The 19,911-nt window shown below is 67.6% G+C and carries 15 protein-coding genes and 1 pseudogene; 10 read left to right on the forward strand and 6 right to left on the reverse strand.

Annotated elements, in window-relative coordinates:
- The 4 genes and pseudogenes from GJV64_RS02365 to GJV64_RS02380 form a co-directional block, all read left to right on the forward strand.
- Nucleotides 1–817: pseudogene (locus tag GJV64_RS02365) on the forward strand (DNA primase); the annotation flags it as partial.
- Between the two features lie 131 nt (nucleotides 818–948).
- A complete protein-coding gene (rpoD, locus tag GJV64_RS02370) occupies nucleotides 949–2,958 on the forward strand; it encodes an RNA polymerase sigma factor RpoD (protein WP_164155687.1) in 2,010 nt (669 codons plus the stop codon).
- 129 nt (nucleotides 2,959–3,087) lie between these two features.
- Complete coding sequence (locus GJV64_RS02375; RefSeq protein WP_164155688.1) at nucleotides 3,088–4,746, forward strand: hypothetical protein; 1,659 nt, start codon at nucleotides 3,088–3,090, stop codon at nucleotides 4,744–4,746.
- Nucleotides 4,747–4,884: 138 nt separating this feature from the next.
- Nucleotides 4,885–5,577 (forward strand): hypothetical protein, encoded by a 693-nt coding sequence (locus GJV64_RS02380; protein WP_164155689.1) that lies wholly within the window; start codon nucleotides 4,885–4,887, stop codon nucleotides 5,575–5,577.
- Here the strand turns inward: GJV64_RS02380 and GJV64_RS02385 are convergent, their stop codons facing one another.
- Nucleotides 5,578–7,098, reverse strand: coding sequence for an ATP-binding protein (locus GJV64_RS02385; protein ID WP_164155690.1), 1,521 nt, complete (start codon nucleotides 7,096–7,098; stop codon nucleotides 5,578–5,580). It abuts the gene before it with no gap.
- A gap of 167 nt (nucleotides 7,099–7,265) precedes the next feature.
- Here GJV64_RS02385 and GJV64_RS02390 point away from each other — a divergent pair, with 167 nt between their 5' ends.
- The 3 genes from GJV64_RS02390 (at nucleotide 7,266) to GJV64_RS02400 (ending at nucleotide 11,129) form a co-directional block, all read left to right on the forward strand.
- Nucleotides 7,266–8,111 carry an AAA family ATPase gene (locus GJV64_RS02390; RefSeq protein WP_164155691.1) on the forward strand — a complete coding sequence of 282 codons (846 nt, stop codon included), beginning with the start codon at nucleotides 7,266–7,268 and terminating at the stop codon, nucleotides 8,109–8,111.
- A 79-nt stretch (nucleotides 8,112–8,190) separates the two neighbouring features.
- Nucleotides 8,191–9,465, forward strand: coding sequence for a cation:proton antiporter (locus tag GJV64_RS02395; RefSeq protein ID WP_164155692.1), 1,275 nt, complete (start codon nucleotides 8,191–8,193; stop codon nucleotides 9,463–9,465).
- Complete coding sequence (locus GJV64_RS02400; protein WP_164155693.1) at nucleotides 9,462–11,129, forward strand: DUF389 domain-containing protein; 1,668 nt, start codon at nucleotides 9,462–9,464, stop codon at nucleotides 11,127–11,129. Before GJV64_RS02395 ends, GJV64_RS02400 begins: the two co-directional genes overlap by 4 nt.
- A 19-nt stretch (nucleotides 11,130–11,148) precedes the next feature.
- Here GJV64_RS02400 and GJV64_RS02405 read toward each other — a convergent pair whose 3' ends face one another.
- The 3 genes from GJV64_RS02405 to GJV64_RS02415 all read right to left on the reverse strand — a co-directional run bounded on the left by GJV64_RS02405 (nucleotide 11,149) and on the right by GJV64_RS02415 (nucleotide 14,609).
- Nucleotides 11,149–13,014 carry an amidase family protein gene (locus tag GJV64_RS02405; RefSeq protein ID WP_235927565.1) on the reverse strand — a complete coding sequence of 622 codons (1,866 nt, stop codon included), beginning with the start codon at nucleotides 13,012–13,014 and terminating at the stop codon, nucleotides 11,149–11,151.
- 102 nt (nucleotides 13,015–13,116) lie between these two features.
- A complete protein-coding gene (locus tag GJV64_RS02410; RefSeq protein ID WP_164155695.1) occupies nucleotides 13,117–13,848 on the reverse strand; it encodes an SDR family NAD(P)-dependent oxidoreductase in 732 nt (243 codons plus the stop codon).
- Nucleotides 13,845–14,609: an SDR family NAD(P)-dependent oxidoreductase gene (locus GJV64_RS02415; protein ID WP_164155696.1), complete on the reverse strand. Its 765-nt coding sequence runs from the start codon at nucleotides 14,607–14,609 to the stop codon at nucleotides 13,845–13,847. Before GJV64_RS02415 ends, GJV64_RS02410 begins: the two co-directional genes overlap by 4 nt.
- Between GJV64_RS02415 and GJV64_RS02420 the strand changes: the two genes are divergently transcribed.
- From GJV64_RS02420 to GJV64_RS02430, 3 genes are all read left to right on the forward strand, one after another.
- A complete protein-coding gene (locus tag GJV64_RS02420; protein WP_164155697.1) occupies nucleotides 14,608–15,561 on the forward strand; it encodes an SDR family NAD(P)-dependent oxidoreductase in 954 nt (317 codons plus the stop codon). The two genes, GJV64_RS02415 and GJV64_RS02420, sit on opposite strands and share 2 nt — an antisense overlap.
- Nucleotides 15,558–16,199 (forward strand): glutathione S-transferase family protein, encoded by a 642-nt coding sequence (locus tag GJV64_RS02425; protein ID WP_164155698.1) that lies wholly within the window; start codon nucleotides 15,558–15,560, stop codon nucleotides 16,197–16,199. Before GJV64_RS02420 ends, GJV64_RS02425 begins: the two co-directional genes overlap by 4 nt.
- Nucleotides 16,200–16,268: 69 nt before the next feature.
- Nucleotides 16,269–17,447 carry a vWA domain-containing protein gene (locus GJV64_RS02430; protein WP_164155699.1) on the forward strand — a complete coding sequence of 393 codons (1,179 nt, stop codon included), beginning with the start codon at nucleotides 16,269–16,271 and terminating at the stop codon, nucleotides 17,445–17,447.
- A 23-nt stretch (nucleotides 17,448–17,470) separates the two neighbouring features.
- Here the strand turns inward: GJV64_RS02430 and GJV64_RS02435 are convergent, their stop codons facing one another.
- Both GJV64_RS02435 and GJV64_RS02440 read right to left on the reverse strand, forming a co-directional pair.
- On the reverse strand, nucleotides 17,471–19,606 hold the full coding sequence (locus GJV64_RS02435; RefSeq protein WP_164155700.1) for a PQQ-dependent dehydrogenase, methanol/ethanol family: 2,136 nt from the start codon (nucleotides 19,604–19,606) through the stop codon (nucleotides 17,471–17,473).
- Nucleotides 19,607–19,704: 98 nt separating this feature from the next.
- Nucleotides 19,705–19,911: hypothetical protein (locus tag GJV64_RS02440; protein WP_164155701.1), on the reverse strand; the 207-nt coding region annotated here is incomplete at its 5' end.

Consider the following 19,911-nt stretch of genomic DNA (forward strand, 5'->3'; position numbering starts at 1 on the left):
CAGCGGCGGCGCCGCCGCCTTCGAGGCGGTGCTCGCGGCGGCCGTGCCGTTGATCGACCATCTGTGGGCCAGCGAGACCGCCGGGCTGGAGACGGCCACGCCAGAGCGCCGCGCGCAGGCCCGGATGCGGCTGCGTGAGGCCGCGGCCAGCATCGCCGATCCTGATGTGCGCGGCCTCTATCAGGCCGAGCTGAACCGCCGGTTCGAGGCGGCGTTCATGGCCCGGCCGGAGCGCCCGGCATGGCAGCAACCGGGCCGGCCCTGGCAGCCGCGCAAGCCGGGCGAAAAGTGGCAGCCACCGTTGCCCGGCGCCTCCCCGGCGCTGAAGGCCCTGGTCGCGACCGGGCGCGACCCACGGCTGGGCGCGCTGCTGGCCGGGTTACTGCTGCGGCCGGCGCTGGCCGACGCCCATGGCGATGCGCTGGCCGCGCTGCGCCCGACCGATGCGGACGAAGCGGCGCTGCTCGCCCTGTTGATCGAGCGTGCCGGGGATGGCCTTGCAGCCGCCGATCTCGATGCCCATCTTGGACTGGCGGGGCTGGCCGGCGTTGCAGCACGGGTCCGCCAGGCCAATCGGCTGACCCTTTCGTTCACAAGGGCCGATGCGCCGGATGCCGTGGCGGCGACCGATTTTGCCATGGCGCTGGCCGAGGCGACGGCTCGGGCTGGGCTGGTGCAGGCGCTGGGCGAGGCGACCCTGCGGTTCCAGGCCAGCCTGTCGGAGGAGGATTACGCGGCGCAGCAGGCGCTGCGCGAAGAGATCGAGGCGCTGGATGCGGCGATGATGAAGCTGGCGGAATCGCGGCGGGAGGCGTAGAGGCGGTGTATAATATGCACGCAGCTACGGCCTGCACCGCCCGGTTCGATCAACCGGCGGGCGGGCCGTTCCACGTTGTTGGCAATAATGATGGCGGCCGCAGCCGCCGCAACTGAAGGACCTGGAACCGGATGGCCAAAGCTGGTGTGAACGAAGCCGCCGACGCCAAGGGCGATGGCGATGCCCCGCTGATCGACCTCAACGAGGCCAACATCAAGAAGCTGATCGCGCGCGCCAAGAAGCGCGGTTACATCACCTATGACGAGATCAACGAGGCGCTGCCGCAGGACCAGATGACCAGCGAGCAGATCGAGGACGTGATGTCCGCGATCAACGAAATGGGCATCAACATCGTCGAGAACGAAGACAACGCCGAGGAAGCCGATCCGGTCGAGGAGGACGAGCCGGAGGCCGAACCGGTCGATGGCGACCTGGCCCCGGCGCCGGTGACCACGGTCAAGGCGCCGCTCGATCGCACCGACGATCCGGTGCGCATGTATCTGCGCGAGATGGGCGCTGTCGAACTGCTCTCCCGCGAAGGCGAGATCGCCATCGCCAAGCGCATCGAGGCCGGGCGCAACACCATGATCGCGGGCCTGTGCGAAAGCCCGATGACCTTCTCTGCCATCATCGAATGGTCGAACGCCCTCAACGAGGGGCGCATGCAGCTGCGCGAGATCCTCGATCTCGAGGCCATGCTCGCCAAGGACCCAGTGGAAGGAGAAGAGGAAGGCGGCGAAGGCAGCGACCTGCCCACGGTGCAGTTCAAGGAAGACGAGGAACCGGAGGCCGAGGCGGCGCCCGCCGACGAGGAGGACGAGTTCACCGAGCGGCGCGCGCCCAAGCCGGCCGAGACGGAAGATGACGACGAGGGTGGGCTCTCGTTGGGCCAGATGGAAGAGCAGCTGAAGCCGGCCGCGCTCGAAAAGTTCGCCGAGATCACCGCCATCTACAAGAAATTCCAGAAACTGCAGGATGCACGACTGGCGGCCCTGCATGGCAGTGGCACGTTTGCTGCCGCCGAAGAGCGCAAATATCAGAAGCTGCGCGAGGACCTGACGCGGGGCGTGCAGTCGATCCATTTCAACAACAACAAGATCGAGCTGCTCGTCGAGGCGCTCTACACCCAGAACAAGCGGCTGATGGCGTTGGGCGGCAACATGCTGCGGCTGGCCGATCGCCACCGCATCAACCGCAAGTCGTTCCTCGATGAATATGTCGGCAACGAGCTGGACGAGGCCTGGCTCTCGCGCATCGCCGGGCTCGACAAGCGCTGGGCGGCCTTTGCCGCTGCGGAAGGCGCCAGCGTGGAGCAGAACCGCCGCGAGCTGGCCAATATCGCCGAGACGACCGGCGTTGACCTCGGCGAGTTCCGCCGCATCGTCAACATGGTGCAGAAGGGCGAACGCGAGGCCCGGATCGCCAAGAAGGAAATGGTGGAAGCGAACCTGCGCCTCGTCATCTCCATCGCCAAGAAATACACCAATCGCGGCCTGCAATTCCTTGATCTCATTCAGGAAGGCAATATCGGCCTGATGAAGGCGGTGGACAAGTTCGAGTATCGCCGCGGCTACAAGTTCTCGACCTATGCGACCTGGTGGATCCGGCAGGCCATCACGCGCAGCATCGCCGATCAGGCCCGCACCATCCGCATCCCGGTGCACATGATCGAGACGATCAACAAGCTGGTGCGCACCAGCCGCCAGATCCTGCACGAGATCGGCCGCGAGCCGACGCCGGAGGAACTGGCCGAGCGGCTGTCCATGCCGCTGGAGAAGGTGCGCAAGGTGATGAAGATCGCCAAGGAGCCGATCAGCCTCGAAACGCCGATCGGCGACGAGGAAGACAGCCATCTCGGCGACTTCATCCAGGACCCGAACGCCGTCATTCCCGTTGATGCCGCCATCCATTCCAACCTGAAGGAAACGGTGACACGGGTATTGGCCAGCCTGACCCCGCGCGAGGAACGCGTGCTCCGGATGCGCTTCGGCATCGGCATGAACACCGATCACACGCTGGAAGAAGTCGGCCAGCAGTTTTCGGTCACCCGCGAACGTATCCGCCAGATCGAGGCAAAGGCCCTCAGGAAGCTCAAGCACCCGAGCCGCAGCCGCAAGATGCGGTCCTTCCTCGACGTCTGACCCATCCCGCAACTGCCGCTTGTCACGATCGGCATTGTGCTGCTTGTGACCAGCAAGGGGATGTTCGGCTTTGCGGCTGCCAGCGTCGCGCGCCGGTCAGTGGACACCGCCACAGGCTTGGCAACAGACATGCTGTTGCCAACGCCAGCCGCCTGTTCCAGTCTTGCCGGCATGATGATCCGCTCTGCCGCTGTCCTCACCACCCTGCTGCTCTGCACATCGGCAGCGCCTGCACCTTCCCCGGCCAATCTCGCGCTGGCTGCCGCGCTGGCGGCCAACATGTGTGGCCAAAGTGAAGGCACCGGCGCCGAAGCGGCGCGCGGCGCCATCGTGCTGGTGCCCGGCCTCACCCCGGCGCACATGCCTGTTTCAGACGATCGGGCAGCGCAGGCCTTTTTCGATCAGGGCCTCGGGCAGCTTTGGGGTTTTGATTATGACGAGGCGCTGGAAAGCTTCCGCGAAGCCCGGCGGCGCGACCCGGATTGCGCCATGTGCAGTTGGGGCGAGGCATTGGCGCTCGGCCCCTATATCAACAGTGGGCCGATCGCAGCGGAAACAATCGCCAAGGCCCATGCGCTCACGGCACAGGCTCTGGGCAGCAACCGCCTGTCCCCTCGCGACCGCGCGCTGATGGAGGCCGTGCACGCTCGCCATGCGCCCGGTGGCACCAAGGATGGCGTGCATGGCGATCTCTATGCCGATACGATGATCGCGCTGGCCGAGCGCTGGCCGGATGACGACCTTGTCGCCATCCTCGCCGCCGAAGCGATCATGACCAGCCAGCCCTGGGATTATTGGGAAGCCGGCGGCAAGGTTCCAAAAGCCCGCGCCGGCACTGCCCTGGCGCTGGTGGACAAGATTCTGGCCCGCACGCCCGATCAGCCACAGGCCATCCACCTGCTGATCCACCTCACCGAAGCCAGCGCCAATCCGGCCAGGGCGGCTGGCCCGGCGGCGCGGCTGGGCGACCTGGCACCGGGCGCGCCGCACATGGTGCACATGCCCAGCCACACCTGGTATCGCATCGGCCAGTTCGATAGGGCCATCGCGGCCAACAAAAGCGCGATCGCCGCCGACGAAGCCTATGCCCGCGCGGTCGGCGCAGATCCGCAATACTACGGCTATTTCAACCACCACACACATTTCCTTGCCTCTGCCGCCGTGCAGATCGGCGACAAGGCCACCGCGCTGGCGGCTGCGGCCGGCCTGGAAGCCGCAATCAGCCCTGCCGACGTCGCAAAGTCGCCGTGGCTGGAAATGCGGCTCGTCACCGCCCTGCACACGCGGGCGCATTTCCTGTCACCAGAAGAAATCCTCGCCCTGCCCCGCCCTGACCGGCGCCTGCGCCGGCTCGGCATCGCCTGGCATGGCCTGCGTGCCGAGGCGTTGGCCCAAAGCGGCAATCCCGATGGCGCGGAAGGCGAACTGAAGGCGCTGCGCCAGGCACGAGACGCGCTGGATCAACCCGCAACCCGCCGCGGACGGCGCGGCGGCGGCTCCATGGAATTTGCTGCCATCGCCGATGCCGTGGCGCGCGGTCGTATCGCCATTGCGCGCGGCGACACGGCGGGCGCGTTGCGGGCCTATGCCGCCGCCGAAGCGATCGAGGCCAATCTGCCCTATGCCGAACCGCCACTGTGGCCGCTGCCCATTTCGGTGCTGTCGGGCCAGTTGCGCGCCGCACAGGGTGATCGCGCCGGCGCTGCGGCCGATTTCCGCCGGGCGCTGGCCCAACGCCCCGGCCTGCGCATCGCCAGCGAAGGCCTTGCCGCTGCCAATGCCGATTGATCCGGGCCCACGGCGGCCGTTTCTCCATTCATCATTCCGCAACAGGTGATGCGGCAATACAACGGCTGACCGGCAACCATCATCTCTGGGGTGGTTGCCGGTTGTGATGATTCCTTACGATAGGGTATTGGCAAGACGATGATAAAAGGTCGCACCCTCGCCCTGCCCCTGCTGGCCTTCCTGCTGGTGGCCGCTGCCCCGGCCGATCCGTTGCGCCTGGAACCGCTGCGCGAGGCGATCATCAGCGATGCGCGCGCCGCCAACCCTTCGGGCGTCGCCTTCGAACGTACCACAACGGCCATCCGGCGCGGGCCGGGCATGAAGGAAAAGACCGTCACGGTGGAACGCTGGGACGGCAAGGCCTGGTCGCTGATCAGCGTCAACGGCAAGCCGCCCTCTGCGAACCAGCTCAAATCCTTCCGAAAGGCCACCGCCATCAACCCGGTGCCCGGCTATCATCGCATGGCCAGCTTGCTCGCCGCCGCGTCCGACGTCAGTACTGATGACGATGGCCGCAAGGTACTGAAGATCCCGGTGCTGCCGCCGGGCTCGGTGCTGGCCGACAAGGCCGATATCTCCAGCCACCTGTCGGGCGAGGCGGTGATCGTCACCACCGATGGCAAGCCCTGGGTGGCCCGTCTGAAGGTGCGCGCGCGCGAGAATTTCAAGCTGAACATGCTGATCAAGGTGACCAATTTCGAACAGGTCAGCGATTACAACCTCGGCCCCGACGGCAAGCCGCGGCTGGCCCTGCAATCGGCCGACAGCAAGGGCAGCATGTTCGGCTTCACCGGCGGCCAGACCGACGAAGTGGTCTACGCCTACCGCTGATCAGCGCTTTGCTGGTTCCGGCACGCGATACTGCCCACCCAGCGCCGCTTCGATATCCGCTACCTTCAGGGCCCGGTTGGCCTGGGCCGCAAACAGCGGATCAGCAGGGGTCACATATTCCATTATCCCCAGCCGGGTTGACAGGCCAGGTCGTGCCGTCGTGGGCAGGATGAGGTTCAGCATGATCGCAAACCGATCCTGACCCTTGGCAGCGGAGGCCCGCGCCGCAGCCACCAGCAGTGCTTCCGTCGAGGTATCAAGCGCTGCCAGCCGCGCGGTCGAAATGAGGGTGGCCGCGCCATCGCGCGCGGGCTTGGGCTGCATGGTCTTGGCGGTGGGCAGCATGTCCTTGCCGAAATCCTGCGCAACGTCCGGGTCTTCCCAGCGCGGCAGCAGGGTGACCAGCAGGTTCAGCACGCCCTTGCCGGTCAACCCGTCGCGCGCAACCTTGGTGGCATCAGCGCGGATCTTGGCCGGGTCCACCCCCGGCGCGGCGCCAGCCCCGCCCTTGGCCTGCACATTGGCGATGACGGCAGCCGTCAACGAAGCCGGCGACAGCCAACGCGGCCGACCAGCCAGAAAGCCCTTGGCCGCCTCCACATCGCCCTTGTTGAGCGCGATCTGGGCCTTGGCCAGCTGCACCAGCTCGTCGGCACGGGCGACCTGCTGGGCAGCGGTCTGCGCGGCCTGATCGGTACCGCCGGCCTTTGCCGCAAGTTCATCAATATCCTGCCCCACCCGAGCCAGCGTGGCCTCCGCGCCGGCGGTGTCGCCGGCCAGCGCCTGCACGGCCGCCTGGCGGGCGAGGAGGACGACGCCGGGCTTGCTCGCAATCGAAACCAGCTGCTGCATGGTGGCCGCCGCCGCCGGCCATTCGCCGGCGCCTTCCAGGTGCTGGCTCTGGCGCACGTTGGGCAGCAGGCGCGACAGCCGGTCCAGCAATTGCCGTTCATCGGCTGGAACCTCGGGCGTCAGCGCCATGATGCGCAGCGCTTCCTCGGCAAGGAACGTGCCATTGGGACGGGCGTTGGCGGCCTGGAAGGCTAGTCTTTCCGCTTCGGCCTGATTGTTCTGGGACAGTCGGGCAAAGGCTTCCAGCATCACGGTCGCGGGGCCGACGTTGCGATCGAAATGGGCGCGCACCAGTGGTGTCAGCTCGATGCTGCGCGCTGCACGGGCATCTGCAATCGCCTCCTCGAAGCGGCCCATCTCGAACTGGCGCACGCCGCGCATCATCAGCACCTCGGCGCGGCGCACCGGATTGCCGGTGGTGCGCTGGTCGGTCAGCGCCTCGGTGCAGGCGGCGATGGCGGCATCGCCGGTCAGCCGTGCCGAGGGCATGTCCTTCTCGGCGCTGCCGAACAGGCCGAGCGTGCCGAGGATCAGGATACCGCGCCCCACCTGCTCGCCCGGCGTCTGCCGGCGGCCATAGCCGTCGCACTTGATCAGCGCCGAAGGATCCGCCAAGGCCGGCGCCGCCGCCAGCATCATTGCCGCCACCACGCACGCCCGCAACGTCATGAAGCCGCCCCCTGAATTGCCGCTGCCGTGTCTAGCAGCCGCTGGTGGAGTGGCAAGCCGCCCCACCCCCCAATTCAACCTATTGCCGCAATTCGTTACGCCTGTAGCGTGCCACCACACGAGCGAAGGCCACATTGGCGAAGGCCCCAAAGGCGAAGGATGACGTGATGCGGTTTGAAGGCACTCAAGGGTATGTGGCGACCGATGATCTGAAGGTGGCGGTCAACGCCGCCGTCACGCTGCGCCGGCCATTGCTGGTGAAGGGCGAGCCCGGCACTGGCAAGACGGTGCTCGCCGCGCAGATCGCCGCTGCCTTCGATGCGCCGCTGATCGAATGGAACGTGAAGTCCACCACCAAGGCGCAGCAGGGCCTCTATGAATATGATGCCGTCAGCCGCCTGCGCGACAGCCAGCTTGGCGATCCGCGCGTTTCCGACATTTCCAACTACATCCGGCGCGGCAAGATGTGGGAGGCCTTCACCTCCGAGAAGCTGCCCGTGCTGCTGATCGACGAGATCGACAAGGCCGATATCGAGTTTCCCAACGACCTGCTGACCGAACTCGACCGCATGGAGTTCGACGTCTACGAGACCGGCGAGCGCATCAAGGCGACGCAGCGCCCGATCGTCATCATCACCAGCAACAACGAGAAGGAACTGCCCGACGCGTTCCTGCGCCGCTGTTTCTTCCACTACATCAAGTTCCCGGACCGCGAGACGATGGAGGCCATCGTGCGCGTCCATCACCCCAACATCCAGCGCGCACTGGTGGCCGAGGCGCTGAACATCTTCTTCGACATGCGCGAGGTGCCGGGCATGAAGAAGAAGCCCAGCACATCGGAACTGCTCGACTGGCTGAAGCTGTTGATGCACGAGGACCTGCCGGTCGACGTGCTGAGGAACCGCGACACCAAGAGCCTGATCCCGCCGCTGCACGGCGCCCTGCTCAAGAACGAGGCCGACGTCATGCTGTTCGAGCGGCTGGCCTTCATGAGCCGGCGCGGCCAAGTGTAAGCGCGTTGCGAACGGCCGTCGCCAGAGTCTCCGCGTCTTCCATGTTGCCGCCGATGGCGGCAGGCCAACGGTCACAGTGATGGCCGGCAGCATCTCCTTCTTCGATGTGGCGGCCATCCTGATCCTGCTGGCCGCGGTGCTGGGCTATGCCAATCACCGGCTGCTCGGCCTGCCTTCGTCGGTTGGCCTCACCATGATGGGCGCGGTGTCGGCACTGGCCGTGGTGGGGCTGGGCGGCCTGTTCCCGGCGCTGGGCCTGCAGGCGATGCTGGAAGCCTTTCTGGGCACCATCGATTTTCACGAGACGCTGATGGACGGCATGCTGTCGTTCCTGCTGTTTGCCGGCGCCCTGCATGTCGACTGGACCCACATGAAGGCCAACCGGGCGGCGATCTTCGCGCTGGCCACGGTGGGCGTACTGCTCTCCACGGCGCTGGTTGGCGGCGGTGTGTGGTTTCTCTCCGGCCTGCTTGGCGTGGACATGCCGCTCATCTGGGCGCTGGTGTTCGGGGCGCTGATCAGCCCCACCGATCCGGTGGCGGTGATGGCCATCCTGAAGCGCGCGGCCATGCCGGCGCCGCTACAGGCGACGGTGGCCGGCGAAAGCCTGTTCAACGATGGCGTGGGCGTGGTGGTGTTCGGCATCCTGCTGGGCATTGCGGCCGGCACCGCCGAGCCCGACCTGGCCGAAGCGGGACGGCATTTCCTGCAGGAAGCCGGCGGCGGCGCGCTGTTCGGCGGCGTGATCGGCTGGCTGGCGTTCCGGGCCATGCGCAGCATCGATGATTATGCGGTGGAGGTGATGATCAGCCTCGCTGTGGTGATGGCCGGCTACAGCTTTGCCACCGTGCTGCATGTCAGCGGTCCGGTGGCGATGGCGGTGGCCGGGCTCCTTATCGGCAACGCCGGGGTTGCTTCGGCGATGAGCGACACCACCCGCGACTATCTCATCAAGTTCTGGGAACTGATCGACGAGGTGCTGAACGCCGTGCTGTTCCTGCTGATCGGGCTGGAGGTGGTGCTGATCACCGGTGAACCGCGGTTCCTGCTGTTCGGCCTGGCGCTGCTGCCGCTGGTGCTGCTCAGCCGGCTCGCCTCGGTTTCGCTGCCGCTGCTGGCGCTGAGCCGCCGCATCGATCTGGGGCCGATGGCGCTGCCGATCCTGGTGTGGGGCGGCCTGCGCGGCGGCATCTCGATCGCGCTGGTGCTGGCGCTGCCGCCCAGTCCGCAGCGCACACCGCTGCTGGCCGCCACCTTCGTGATCGTGCTGTTCTCGGTGATCGTGCAGGGCGGCAGCATGGGTGGGCTGGCCCGCCGCCTCAGCGCCCGCACCGCGAAGAACGCAGAGGCGTGAGCGAGGAGCCCGCCACCGAGACAGACGCGCCGGGAGGCCGGCTGGCCCGCATCGGCCATCGGCTGGCGGCCTTCCTCGACCGCCACCTGCATCACACCGAGGTGTTTCCCCGCCGTACCGCCGAGGAATGGCGCGATCTGCGCCGCCATGTGCGGGACGAGGCGGTGCTCAGCCCGTCCTACCTCCTGATGTGTGGCCTGTCGGCCGGCATTGCCGCGCTCGGGCTGCTGCAGTCATCAACCGCAGTGGTGATCGGCGCCATGTTGATCTCGCCGTTGATGAGCCCGATCGCCGCGCTGGGCTTCGGCTTTGCCTCGCTGGATGGCAAACAGATCCGCGAGTCCGCCAAGGTGGTGGCCTGGGGGGCCGCCATCGGCATCATCACCGGCCTGCTGCTCACCCTGCTCAGCCCCATTCACAACGCCACGCCCGAGATCATCGCGCGCACCGAACCCACGCTGCTGGACCTTGCCATCGCAGTCATCTCCGGCATGGCCGGCGCCTACGCCACGGTGCAGCAGCGCGGCGGCGCCGCCATCGGGGTGGCGATTGCCACCGCGCTGATGCCGCCGCTGGCCACGGTTGGCTATGGCCTTGGGGTGGGCAACCTGGGCTTTGCTGCGGGGGCCTTCCTGCTGTTCCTCACCAACCTTGCCGCCATCGGCTTTGCCTTTGCCGTGGTCGCGCGGGTCAGCGGGGCGGCGCGGCCGATCACCCATGTGGATTTCAAGCCGGGGCAGATCGCTGCCGGGATCGCCGCCTTTCTGGTGCTGGCGGCGCCACTGGCGCTGACGCTGCGCCGGGTCACGCTGGAGGTCCGCGCGCAGGCCGATGTGCGTGCAGCGCTGATGCAGCGGCTCGAAATACGGCAGGTCAACATTGCCCAGTTGCAGGTGACCTGGCCCCTGCGCGGCACGCCGAGCGTGGACGCGGTGGTGGTGGAGCCGACCTATCACGAAGGCGCTGAAGTGCAGTTGGCTGACGATCTGGAAAGGCGCTGGGGCGTGAAGCCGGTGATCAACCTGCAACAGGTGGTTGCGGCCGATGTTGCCGCGCGCACGTCGGCCATCGTGGATGCCGCCGCCCAGCGCACCGCGGCCGGCATCGCCCGCGACACGCCGCCGCTCACCGCCATCCGCACGGCGCTCGGCCTGCCGCTGCAAGGGCTTTGGGTCAACCGGGCAGCGCGCAGCGTGCAGCTGGTGCCCTTCGCCATCCCGGGCTGGACGCTGGGCGATTATCGCCGCGCCGAAGCCGCCGCCGGGACGGCTGGAGGCGACTGGCAGGTGCGGGTGGTGCCGCCGATCAGCAATCAATTGCGGTTGACGGTCGAAACGGATGACAGCGGCAAGCCGGTGTTGCCGGGCCTCGACGATGCCAACTGGGCGCTGTCACGCTGGGGGGTGCGCCCGCAGCGCATCGCTGGCTATCGGGGCCGCAACCAGAGCGAGGCGGATCGCACAGCCGCACTGGCCGCCGCCACGCTGGCCGCCAATGCGCTGGCCGATGGCGACGCCATGAAGCCGGTGCTCGCCAACGCCGGCGAAGACCGGCTGCCGGCCACCGGCAGTGCCGTGCTCATCGACATGCTGCCGCCTCCGCCGCCTCTGGCTGCCGAGCCATCCGCGCCGACGACCGCAGCATCGCCGTCTGCCAGTCCCTGACCGGGTGCTTCGGCCCGGGCTAGGGCGCCGCGCCCAGCCTGGTCTCGCCGGCGCCCAGCGGTTGGGCCGGCGTATAGAGCCGCGCCGTCAACCGGCCCGCCGCCAGATCGGCGCGGGCGCGGGCATCGAGGATGAGTTCGGCCTTGCCCTGCCGCTCGCCGGGGCCGAGCAGTTGCGCCAGCACCGGGCCCGGCCGTCCGTCGCTGGTGCGATGCAGCGCCAGCGCATGCGGGGCGTTGCGGCCGGCGCCCATGGTTCGGGCGGTCACCTGAAGCAGAGCATTGAGCGGATCATAGCGCCACGACAGCACGGCCCCGGCCCGACCGCCGGCGATGCGGGCCGTACCGGCCGCAATTGCCGGCGGCTTGCCGGCCACCAGCGGCGGCGTGCTGAACGGCGGCTGGCGGGGCTTGGCTGCCTGTTCCCAGCCATAGGCCAGCGCGAGTAGGCGCGGCTCGCTGAAGGCCGGGCCGAGCAGTTCCAGCCCCACCGGCAGCCCGCGCGGCGTGAAGCCGGCCGGGAAGGCCAGCGCCGGTAGGCCAGTGACGGCGCTCAGGCGGCAGTTGCTGGCGATATTCTCCGCGCCGATCAGCGGCGGCCGGCCCAGTGCCGATGGGTAGAGCAGCGCGTCCAGCCGCTCGGCCAGCAGCAACGCATCGGTGGCCGCCCTTGTCGCCACCCGCTTTTCCAGCACCGCCTTGTAGGCCTGGGAGTCGCGCCCCGGCGTCGTCAGCGCGTCACGGAAGCGCCCCTCCAGCTGGTCGTGGTTGAGGCCGGCATCCACGATGGCCTGCAGTGAGCCGACAGGGGCACCCGGATGGCTGGCGAGATAGCGGGCGAGATCCTCGCGAAACTCGAAATTGATGGCGCTGCTGTCGGCGAGCAGGGCATCGAGCGTCGGAAACGCGATGTCCACCACCTCGGCGCCGGCGGCCTTCAACGTGGCGATGGCCTTCTCATAGACCGGCCTGCCTTCGACATCGTCCGGGCTCATCGCGAACATCGCGCGCACCACGCCGATGCGCGCACCCTTCAGCGCGCCGGGCTGCAGCGCGTCGCGATAGGATTTCGGCACATGGGCGCTGGCGCCCCTGGTGACGGCGTCGGCCTTGTCCTCGCCCACGGTCGCATCCAGCATGATGGCCAGATCGGCGACGCTGCGCGTCAGCGGCCCGGCCACGTCCTGCGTGTCAGACAGCGGCATCACGCCGGCCCGGCTGGCCAGCCCGCGCGTGGTGCGGATGCCGAACAGATTCTGATAGGCCGCCGGGATACGGATCGAACCGCAGGTGTCGCTGCCCATGCCAGCGGCGGCAAAACTCGCTGCAATGGCAGCGCCGGTGCCTCCGCTCGATCCACCGGGGTTGCGTTGTGGGTCATAGGGATTGCGGGTCTGGTTGGTCTGGGAACTGATGGTGATGGTGCCGGCCGCCAGTTCCTGCATCGTCGTCTTGCCCAGGATGATGGCGCCGGAAGCGCGCAGCCGCGCCACCTGTTCGGCATCGCGCGCCGGTCGCAAGCTGGCCAGCGCCAGCGTGCCGCCGGCGGTCGGCATGCCTTGCGTGTCGTAATTGTCCTTTACCAGCACCGGGATGCCATGCAGCGGCCCGCGTGGGCCCTTCGTGGCGCGCTCCCGGTCCAGCGCGTCGGCTTCGGCCAGTGCCGCTGGGTTGAGCGTGACGAGGCTGTTCAGCCGCGGGCCCGACTGGTCATAGGCATTGATGCGCGCCAGATAGGCAGCCACCAGCTGACGCGATGTCAGCGTGCCCGCCGCAAGGGCCGCCTGCAGATCGGGGATCGAGGCCTCCGCCACTTCGACCGGTACGCTGGGGGCCGCCTCCAGCGCGCTGGCCAGCCCCGCTGCCAGCAGCAGCCCCGTTGCCATCCACTGTCTCCTTGCCATTGTCCGCCCCCCCTTGTGGCATAGAAAAGGGGCCGGTCGGCCCGGCGTCAAGCGGTTCAGCGTCTGACGTCGCCGTTTGCTGGCTCAGCGCAACATCAGCCCGCCGTCGATGGCGAGGCTCTGGCCGGTTATGTAGCTGGCCGCCGGGCTGGCGAGGAAGACGATCGCCTGCGCCACCTCGTCCGGTGCGCCCCAGCGCTGCATCGGGATGGCCTTCATCAACCGCTTCTCGCGCTCCGGGTTCTGGCGGGCGCCCTCTGTCATGCGCGTCGCAATGAAGCCGGGCGCCACCAGGTTGACGCGCACGCCGTCGGTCGCCCACTTGTCACCCAGCGCGCGGGTGAGGCCCAGCAGCCCGGCCTTGGACGCGGTGTAGGCCGGGGTTTCCTTGAGCGCGAGAAAGCTCGCCAGGCTGCCGACATTGACGATGCTGCCCTTCGCCGCCTTCAGCAGCGGGTGGAGCCGCACCGACAGGTCCATCACGGCGTTGAGATTGGTGTCGATGACGGATTCGAACTCCTCCTGCTCATACTCGCGGGCCGAGCCGCGCCCGGCATTGTTGACCAGCACGTCGAGCCGGTCGAAATGCGCCGCGATCTCGGCGCGCGCCTCGGGCCAGGTGAGATCGGCCTGGATATAGGCGACATCGCTGGGCGGATCGGCATAGCAATCAAGATGGCTGCGCGTGCCGGTGACCGTCACCTTGGCGCCCAGCCGCAGGAATTGTTCGGCCACCGCCTTGCCGATCCCCTGCGTGCCGCCCGTGATCAGCACGGTCAGCCCGCGCGCCCAGCTCGAGCCATTGAGGCCGTTCATGCCGAAAGTCCCCCATCGATGATCAGCGAGGTGCCGGTGACATAGCGCGCCGCATCCGACGCCAGAAACAGGATCGGACCGGCAATGTCGTCCGGCTCGCCGATGCGCCCGAGCGGCACCTGGCGTTCGGTGGCAGCCAGCCGGTCCGGATGCTCCCAGGTGATTGCCGTCATCTTCGATCGCACCAGCCCGGGCGCCACGAGGTTGACCCTGATCCCCTCCCCGCCCAGCGCCTGTGCCAGGCTGCGCGTGAGGGTGAGGAGGCCGCCCTTGCTGGCCGAATAGGCCGGCTGCCCGATGGTGCCCTTGAAGCTGGCGACGCTGCCGACGAAGATGATGCTACCCTTCGCCTTCGCCAAGGCGCCGCGGAACTTCATCGCCAGCGCCATCGGCCCGGTGAGGTTGGTGGCCAGCACGTCGGCAAAGGTTTCAGGCAGAAACTCGGCGCGCTTGTAGGCCACCTTGGCGCCGGAGACGACCAGCGCATCCAGTCGATCAATGCCGGGATCGAAGGCCGCAACGGCATCGAGGTCGCCCTGGTCGAGCCGGTGATACTCCAGCCCCGCAAGCTCTCCGTCGGTGCCGGCATAATCGGCCGGGTCTGCCCGCGTGCCGGTGACGATCACGCGCGCGCCTTCGCGCAGGAAGCCCCGCGCTGCGGCGTTGCCGATGCCGGTCGATCCCCCTGTCACTAGCACGGTCTTGCCCGTGAACTGGCCCACCGTCACTCTCCCCCGATACTGAAGGAGGATTTCAGCCATGGCGCTTCTGGCGGGCAAGGTCGCGATTGTGACAGGCGGGGGGCGCGGGCTGGGCCGGGCCCACGCGCTGGCGCTGGCTGCCCACGGTGCGGCGGTGGTGGTGAACGATCTCGGTGGACCGGTGACCGGCGGTGGCCCTGATGAAAAACAGGGGGGCACGGCCGACGCGGTGGTGGCCGAAATCATCGCCGCCGGGGGTCGTGCCGTGGCCAACCGCGCCAGTGTCGCCGATTGGGCCGGGGCGGAGTCGATCATCAGCGATGCTGTCGCCGCCTTCGGCCGGCTCGACATCGTGGTCAACAATGCCGGGATCAACCGCCCGGCCAGCCTCGCGGCGCTGACCGAGGCCGATTATGATCTGGAAACGGCCGTGCACCTGAAGGGCACCACCGCCGTGGTGCACCACGCGGCTGCGCTGTGGACGCGGGAGGGCAGGCAGGAAGGACGCGCCATCATCAACACCACCTCGCCGGTGGGGGTGCACCCGATGCCCGATGGCGGCCCCTATTGCGCCGCCAAGGCCGGCATCGCGGCGCTGACCGTTGTGGCAGCGCAGGAACTCGCCAGCCTGGGCGTGCGCGCCAATGCCATCGCGCCGGCCGCCCGCACCCGCATGGTGATGGCCAGCCCCAGCGTGGACCAGCTGATGCCGAAGAGTGACGGCTTCGACCGTCACCTGCCCGACCATGTCTCACCACTGGTCGTCTATCTCGCCTCGCCGCTCAATCGCTTCACGGGGCGCATCTTCGGCGTGGAAGGCCCGGACGTCGCGCTCTACCAGCCGTGGAGCGCCGACTGGCTGGTGACCGGCGACGGCCACTGGGAGGTGTCAGCGCTGGCCGAGGCATTGGCGGGCCTGCCGGAACAGGCGCCGATCCGCGCCTTTTATCCAGGCGGCCGCATCGAGACCAGGATTCCGCCCAATCGCACACTGAAGGCATTGAAGGGGTGACGCCCGTCGTCAGCGTCTTTGCCGCCTCGCCGGATCGCGGGCGCGGGCTGGCGCGCGACATGGCGGTGCGCTGGGCGCTGGCCGAAGTGGGCCAGCCCCACGATGTCCGCCCGCTGTCCTTTGCCCAACTGAAAACGCCCGAACACAAGGCGCGCCAGCCGTTCGGGCAGATCCCCAGCTATGAGGCTGATGGCCTGACCCTGTTCGAGTCCGGCGCCATCGTGCTGCACATAGCCGAGGTGCATGGCGGCCTGCTGCCCGGCGACGGCGTTGCCCGCGCCCGTGCCATCGCCTGGATGTTTGCCGCGGTCGCCACGCTGGAGCCGGTGATTGTCGAGCGCGAGGTGGCGGTGCTGCTGGAAGGCGACCGGCCGTGGACCCCGCAGCGCCTGCCCCTGATCGAGGCGCGGCTGCGTCAGCGGCTCGATGATCTGGCCGCCTGGCTGACGGGGCGGGACTGGCTGGAGGGAGAGTTCAGCGCCGGCGATATCATGATGATCAGCGCGCTGCGCCGGCCGGCCGCCACGCTGCTGCTGGGCGACTATCCGGGCCTTGCCGCCTATGTCGCGCGCGGAGAGGCGCGGCCGGCGTTCCAGGCCGCCTTTGCCGAACAGAAGGCACGGTTCGAGGCCGGCTGACAAATTTCCGCATTGCGCCCACCTGGCCGGCGCGCGACAGTCGCGACCACAACAGGCAAGGCCCAATTGATGTTCCTCACCTTTCTCGAAGAGCTGCGCGCCGCGAAGATCCCGGCCTCCATGAAGGAGCATCTGGTGCTGCTCGAGGCCATGAAGCGCGACACGATCGATTTCTCGATCACCGATTTCTATTACCTGGCCCGCGCCACCTACGTGAAGGACGAGGGCCTGCTCGACCGCTTCGACATGGTGTTCGCCAAGGTGTTCAAGGGCCTGGAGCCGACCCTGGAGACCGGCGAGACAGAGATCCCGGCCGAATGGCTCAAGGCGCTGGCCGAGCTGAACCTCACGCCTGAGGAAATGGCCGAACTGGAGAAGATGGGCTGGGACAAGCTCATGGAAACCCTCCAGAAGCGGCTGGAGGAGCAGAAGAAGCGCCACGAGGGCGGCAACAAGTGGATTGGCACCGCCGGCAAGTCGCCGTTCGGCGCGCAGGGCTCGAACCCTGAAGGTGTGCGCATCGGCCAGAAGGACGGACGCAAGCAGAGCGCCGTCAAGGTGTGGGACAAGCGCGAATTCAAGAATCTCGATTCAACGGTTGAACTCGGCACCCGCAACATCAAGGTTGCCCTGCGCCGCCTGCGCCGCTTCGCCCGCGAAGGCGCGGCGGACGAGCTGGACCTGGATTCCACCATCCGCGGCACCGCCAAGCAGGGCTGGCTCGACATCGTCATGCGGCCCGAACGCCACAATGCGGTGAAGCTGCTGCTGATGCTCGACATCGGCGGCTCGATGGACCCGCACATCAAGCTGTGCGAAGAATTGTTCTCGGCCGCCAAGTCCGAGTTCAAGCACCTGGAATTCTTCTATTTCCACAACTGCCCCTATGAGGCGCTGTGGAAGGACAACAAGCGCCGCTGGACCGAGCGCACGCCGACCATGGAGATCCTCCACAAGTTCCCGCACGACTACAAGTTGGTGTTCGTCGGCGATGCCTCGATGAGCCCTTATGAGATCAGCTATGCCGGCGGCAGCACCGAGCATTGGAACGAGGAGCCCGGCGAGGTGTGGATGCAGCGCATGCTCGATGTCTACCACTCGTCGATCTGGTTCAACCCGATCCCCGAGAAGCATTGGGAGAACGGCCAGTCGATCCGCATGATCAAGGAGATCATGAACGACCGCATGTTCCCGCTGACCCTCGAAGGCCTCGATCGCGGCATGCGGGAGTTGAGCCGCAAGAAGTGACGAACTGAGGCCCGCCGGCAGGGCTATTTGCCCGCTTCCGCCTCACGCGCGGCCAGCTTCCTCGCCTGTTCGCCCACATAGGCGCGCACCGCCTCCACCTGCGCCGGCGTGTACCAGCGGCTGAAGGCGATCATGCCGTTGGCCTTCAGCGCGCCATCATGGACAACCGCCTTCCACGCGTCGGCATCGGTCAGCACCGCCGAGCGCCGCAGATCGGGCAGGATGCCCGACGAATAGGCATCGGGGCCGTGGCAGAACATGCAGTTGGCGCTGTAGATGCGGCTGCCTTCGGCCACCTGCGCCGGGGTGAAGGCGTCCTTCGGCGGATTGGCGGCGGCGAACACCGGTTGGGTCGCCTTGGGCAGCTGGCGTTTGCCGCCCAGCTTGAACACCAGCAGGCGGCCGTTGCGGGCCTCGCGCGGATCATCGAAGCCGCTGGTCAACGGATAGGCACCGCCATAGCCGGCCATCACCGCCACATATTGCTGGCCCTTGACGCTGTAGCTCACCGGCGGGGCGATGATGCCGGTCTGGGCGTTGAAGCTCCACAATTTGGTGCCGGTGCTGGCATTGAAGGCCTGGAAATCACCCAGCCCATTGCCCTGGAACACCAGATTGCCCGCCGTGGCCAGCGTGCCGCCGTTCCACGGGCCATCATAGGTGATCTCCCACGCCGGCTTCTGCGCCACCGGGTCCCAGGCGATCAGCTTGCCCTTCAGCGCCGCCTTGATCGCCTTGAACTGGGCGCGGTCGTCCGGCACCGATCCGGGCTCGAGCGCGATGCCGAGGTTCCACGCGCCTTCACGCCGCTCGAAACCGGGCTGGTTCTCGTAGAATTGCGGCATCTCCTGCGCCGGCAGATAGACCAGCCCGGTGCGCGGGGAATAGCTCATCGGGTGCCAGTTGTGGGCGCCCAGCGGCGAGGGCATCACCAGCGCGCCGGCCGTGCGGTAGCGCGCTTCCGGCACCTCGATCGGGCGGCCGGTCTTGAGGTCGACGCCCGTTGCCCAGGTCTGCGTTGCAAAGCCCTTGGCCGAGATCAGCTGGCCGTTGGCGCGGTCGATCACATAGAAGAAGCCGTTCTTGGGCGCCTGCATCAGCACCTTGCGGGGCTTGCCGTCGATCATCAGCGTCGACAGCATGATCGGCTGGGTGGCGGTATAATCCCAGTTGTCGCCGGGCGTTGTCTGGTAATGCCAGAGATACTCGCCGGTGTCGGGCTTCAGCGCCAGCACGGAGGACAGGAACAGATTGTCCCCCTTGCCCTCCGAGCGGATCAGGTGATTCCATGGGCTGCCGTTGCCGACACCGATATAGAGCTGATCCAGTTCCTGGTCATAGACGATGGCATCCCATGCGGTGCCGCCGCCGCCGCCCTTCCAATACTCGCCAAACCAGGTCGGCGCGGCCTTGCCGGCCAGAACGCTGTCCGACACTTCGCCATCAGGGCCATTGGCGGGGTTGCCGGGCACCGTGAAGAAGCGCCATTTCTTCTTGCCGGTCACCGCGTCGTACGCCGTCACATAACCGCGAACGCCCAGTTCGGCGCCGCCATTGCCGATGATCACCAGCCCCTTCACCACGCGCGGCGCGCCGGTGATGGTGTAGGGCTTGGCGGTATCGACGAAGGTCTGGGTGGACCATTTCACCTTGCCGGTGCCGGCATCCAGCGCGATCAGCCGGCCATCCAGGGCCGCGACAAACACCTGCCCGCCCCACACAGCAACGCCGCGATTGACGACATCGCAGCAGGCGCTGTGCCCACGCGCCTTGTCCACCTGCGGGTCGTAATGCCACTTCAACCGGCCGGTGACGGCATCGAACGCCATGACGTTGGACCAGCTGGTGGTGGTGTAGATGGTGCCATCCACCACGATCGGCGTCGCTTCCTGGCCACGATTGGTGGGCAGATCGGCATACCAGGCCAGGCCCAGCTGGCCGACATTGTCGGCATTGATCTGGGTGAGATCGGCAAAGCGCTGTTCGGCATAGCTGCCGCCGTGCGTCATCCAGTTGCCCGGCTCGTTGCGGGCGTTCAGCAGCCGCTGCGCATCCACCCCGCGCGCGCCGCTGCCCGGCCCGCCCGACACGGCCAGGCCGGCCGCCAGCATCGATCCCGAAAGCAGCGCCGCTGCCACTGCAATGCGCTTCATCGCCATCCTCCCCAGAACGTGAGCAAAGACTAAGGCAGCGACCGCACGGCGCAATCCATCGTTTGTCGCAGGCGCAAAGGGTCGCAGCGTCGCGCTGTGCGGCTTCAGCCGGGCACCGGCAGGCTGACCACCCAGGCGTTGAAGGCCACCACCACGCCAGCCAGCATCATCAGCACGGCCTTGGTGCGGTTGCCGCCCGGCTGGCGCGACAGCCACAACCCGCCCAGCAGCAGCGCCAGCGCCGCGACAAGGGCGAGGCCGGAGAGCGGGTTCACGCCAGCACGCGCGCGATGGCCGCTTGCCACTGCGCG

Origin of the sequence: Sandarakinorhabdus rubra, from assembly GCF_010994245.1 — a bacterium.
Taxonomy (GTDB): domain Bacteria; phylum Pseudomonadota; class Alphaproteobacteria; order Sphingomonadales; family Sphingomonadaceae; genus Sandarakinorhabdus; species Sandarakinorhabdus rubra.

Bases quoted from the DNA above. Each gene is read 5' to 3' on its own strand.
- GJV64_RS02385 (WP_164155690.1), bottom strand. From the start codon at position 7,098: ATGACGTTGCGGGCGTGCGTGGTGGCGGCAATGATGCTGGCGGCGGCG.
- GJV64_RS02380 (WP_164155689.1), top strand. From the start codon at position 4,885: ATGATAAAAGGTCGCACCCTCGCCCTGCCCCTGCTGGCCTTCCTGCTG.
- GJV64_RS02375 (WP_164155688.1), top strand. From the start codon at position 3,088: ATGCTGTTGCCAACGCCAGCCGCCTGTTCCAGTCTTGCCGGCATGATG.
- GJV64_RS02395 (WP_164155692.1), top strand. From the start codon at position 8,191: ATGGCCGGCAGCATCTCCTTCTTCGATGTGGCGGCCATCCTGATCCTG.
- GJV64_RS02390 (WP_164155691.1), top strand. From the start codon at position 7,266: ATGCGGTTTGAAGGCACTCAAGGGTATGTGGCGACCGATGATCTGAAG.
- GJV64_RS02415 (WP_164155696.1), bottom strand. From the start codon at position 14,609: ATGGCTGAAATCCTCCTTCAGTATCGGGGGAGAGTGACGGTGGGCCAG.
- GJV64_RS02435 (WP_164155700.1), bottom strand. From the start codon at position 19,606: ATGGCGATGAAGCGCATTGCAGTGGCAGCGGCGCTGCTTTCGGGATCG.
- rpoD (WP_164155687.1), top strand. From the start codon at position 949: ATGGCCAAAGCTGGTGTGAACGAAGCCGCCGACGCCAAGGGCGATGGC.
- GJV64_RS02420 (WP_164155697.1), top strand. From the start codon at position 14,608: ATGGCGCTTCTGGCGGGCAAGGTCGCGATTGTGACAGGCGGGGGGCGC.
- GJV64_RS02405 (WP_235927565.1), bottom strand. From the start codon at position 13,014: ATGGCAACGGGGCTGCTGCTGGCAGCGGGGCTGGCCAGCGCGCTGGAG.
- GJV64_RS02430 (WP_164155699.1), top strand. From the start codon at position 16,269: ATGTTCCTCACCTTTCTCGAAGAGCTGCGCGCCGCGAAGATCCCGGCC.
- GJV64_RS02410 (WP_164155695.1), bottom strand. From the start codon at position 13,848: ATGAACGGCCTCAATGGCTCGAGCTGGGCGCGCGGGCTGACCGTGCTG.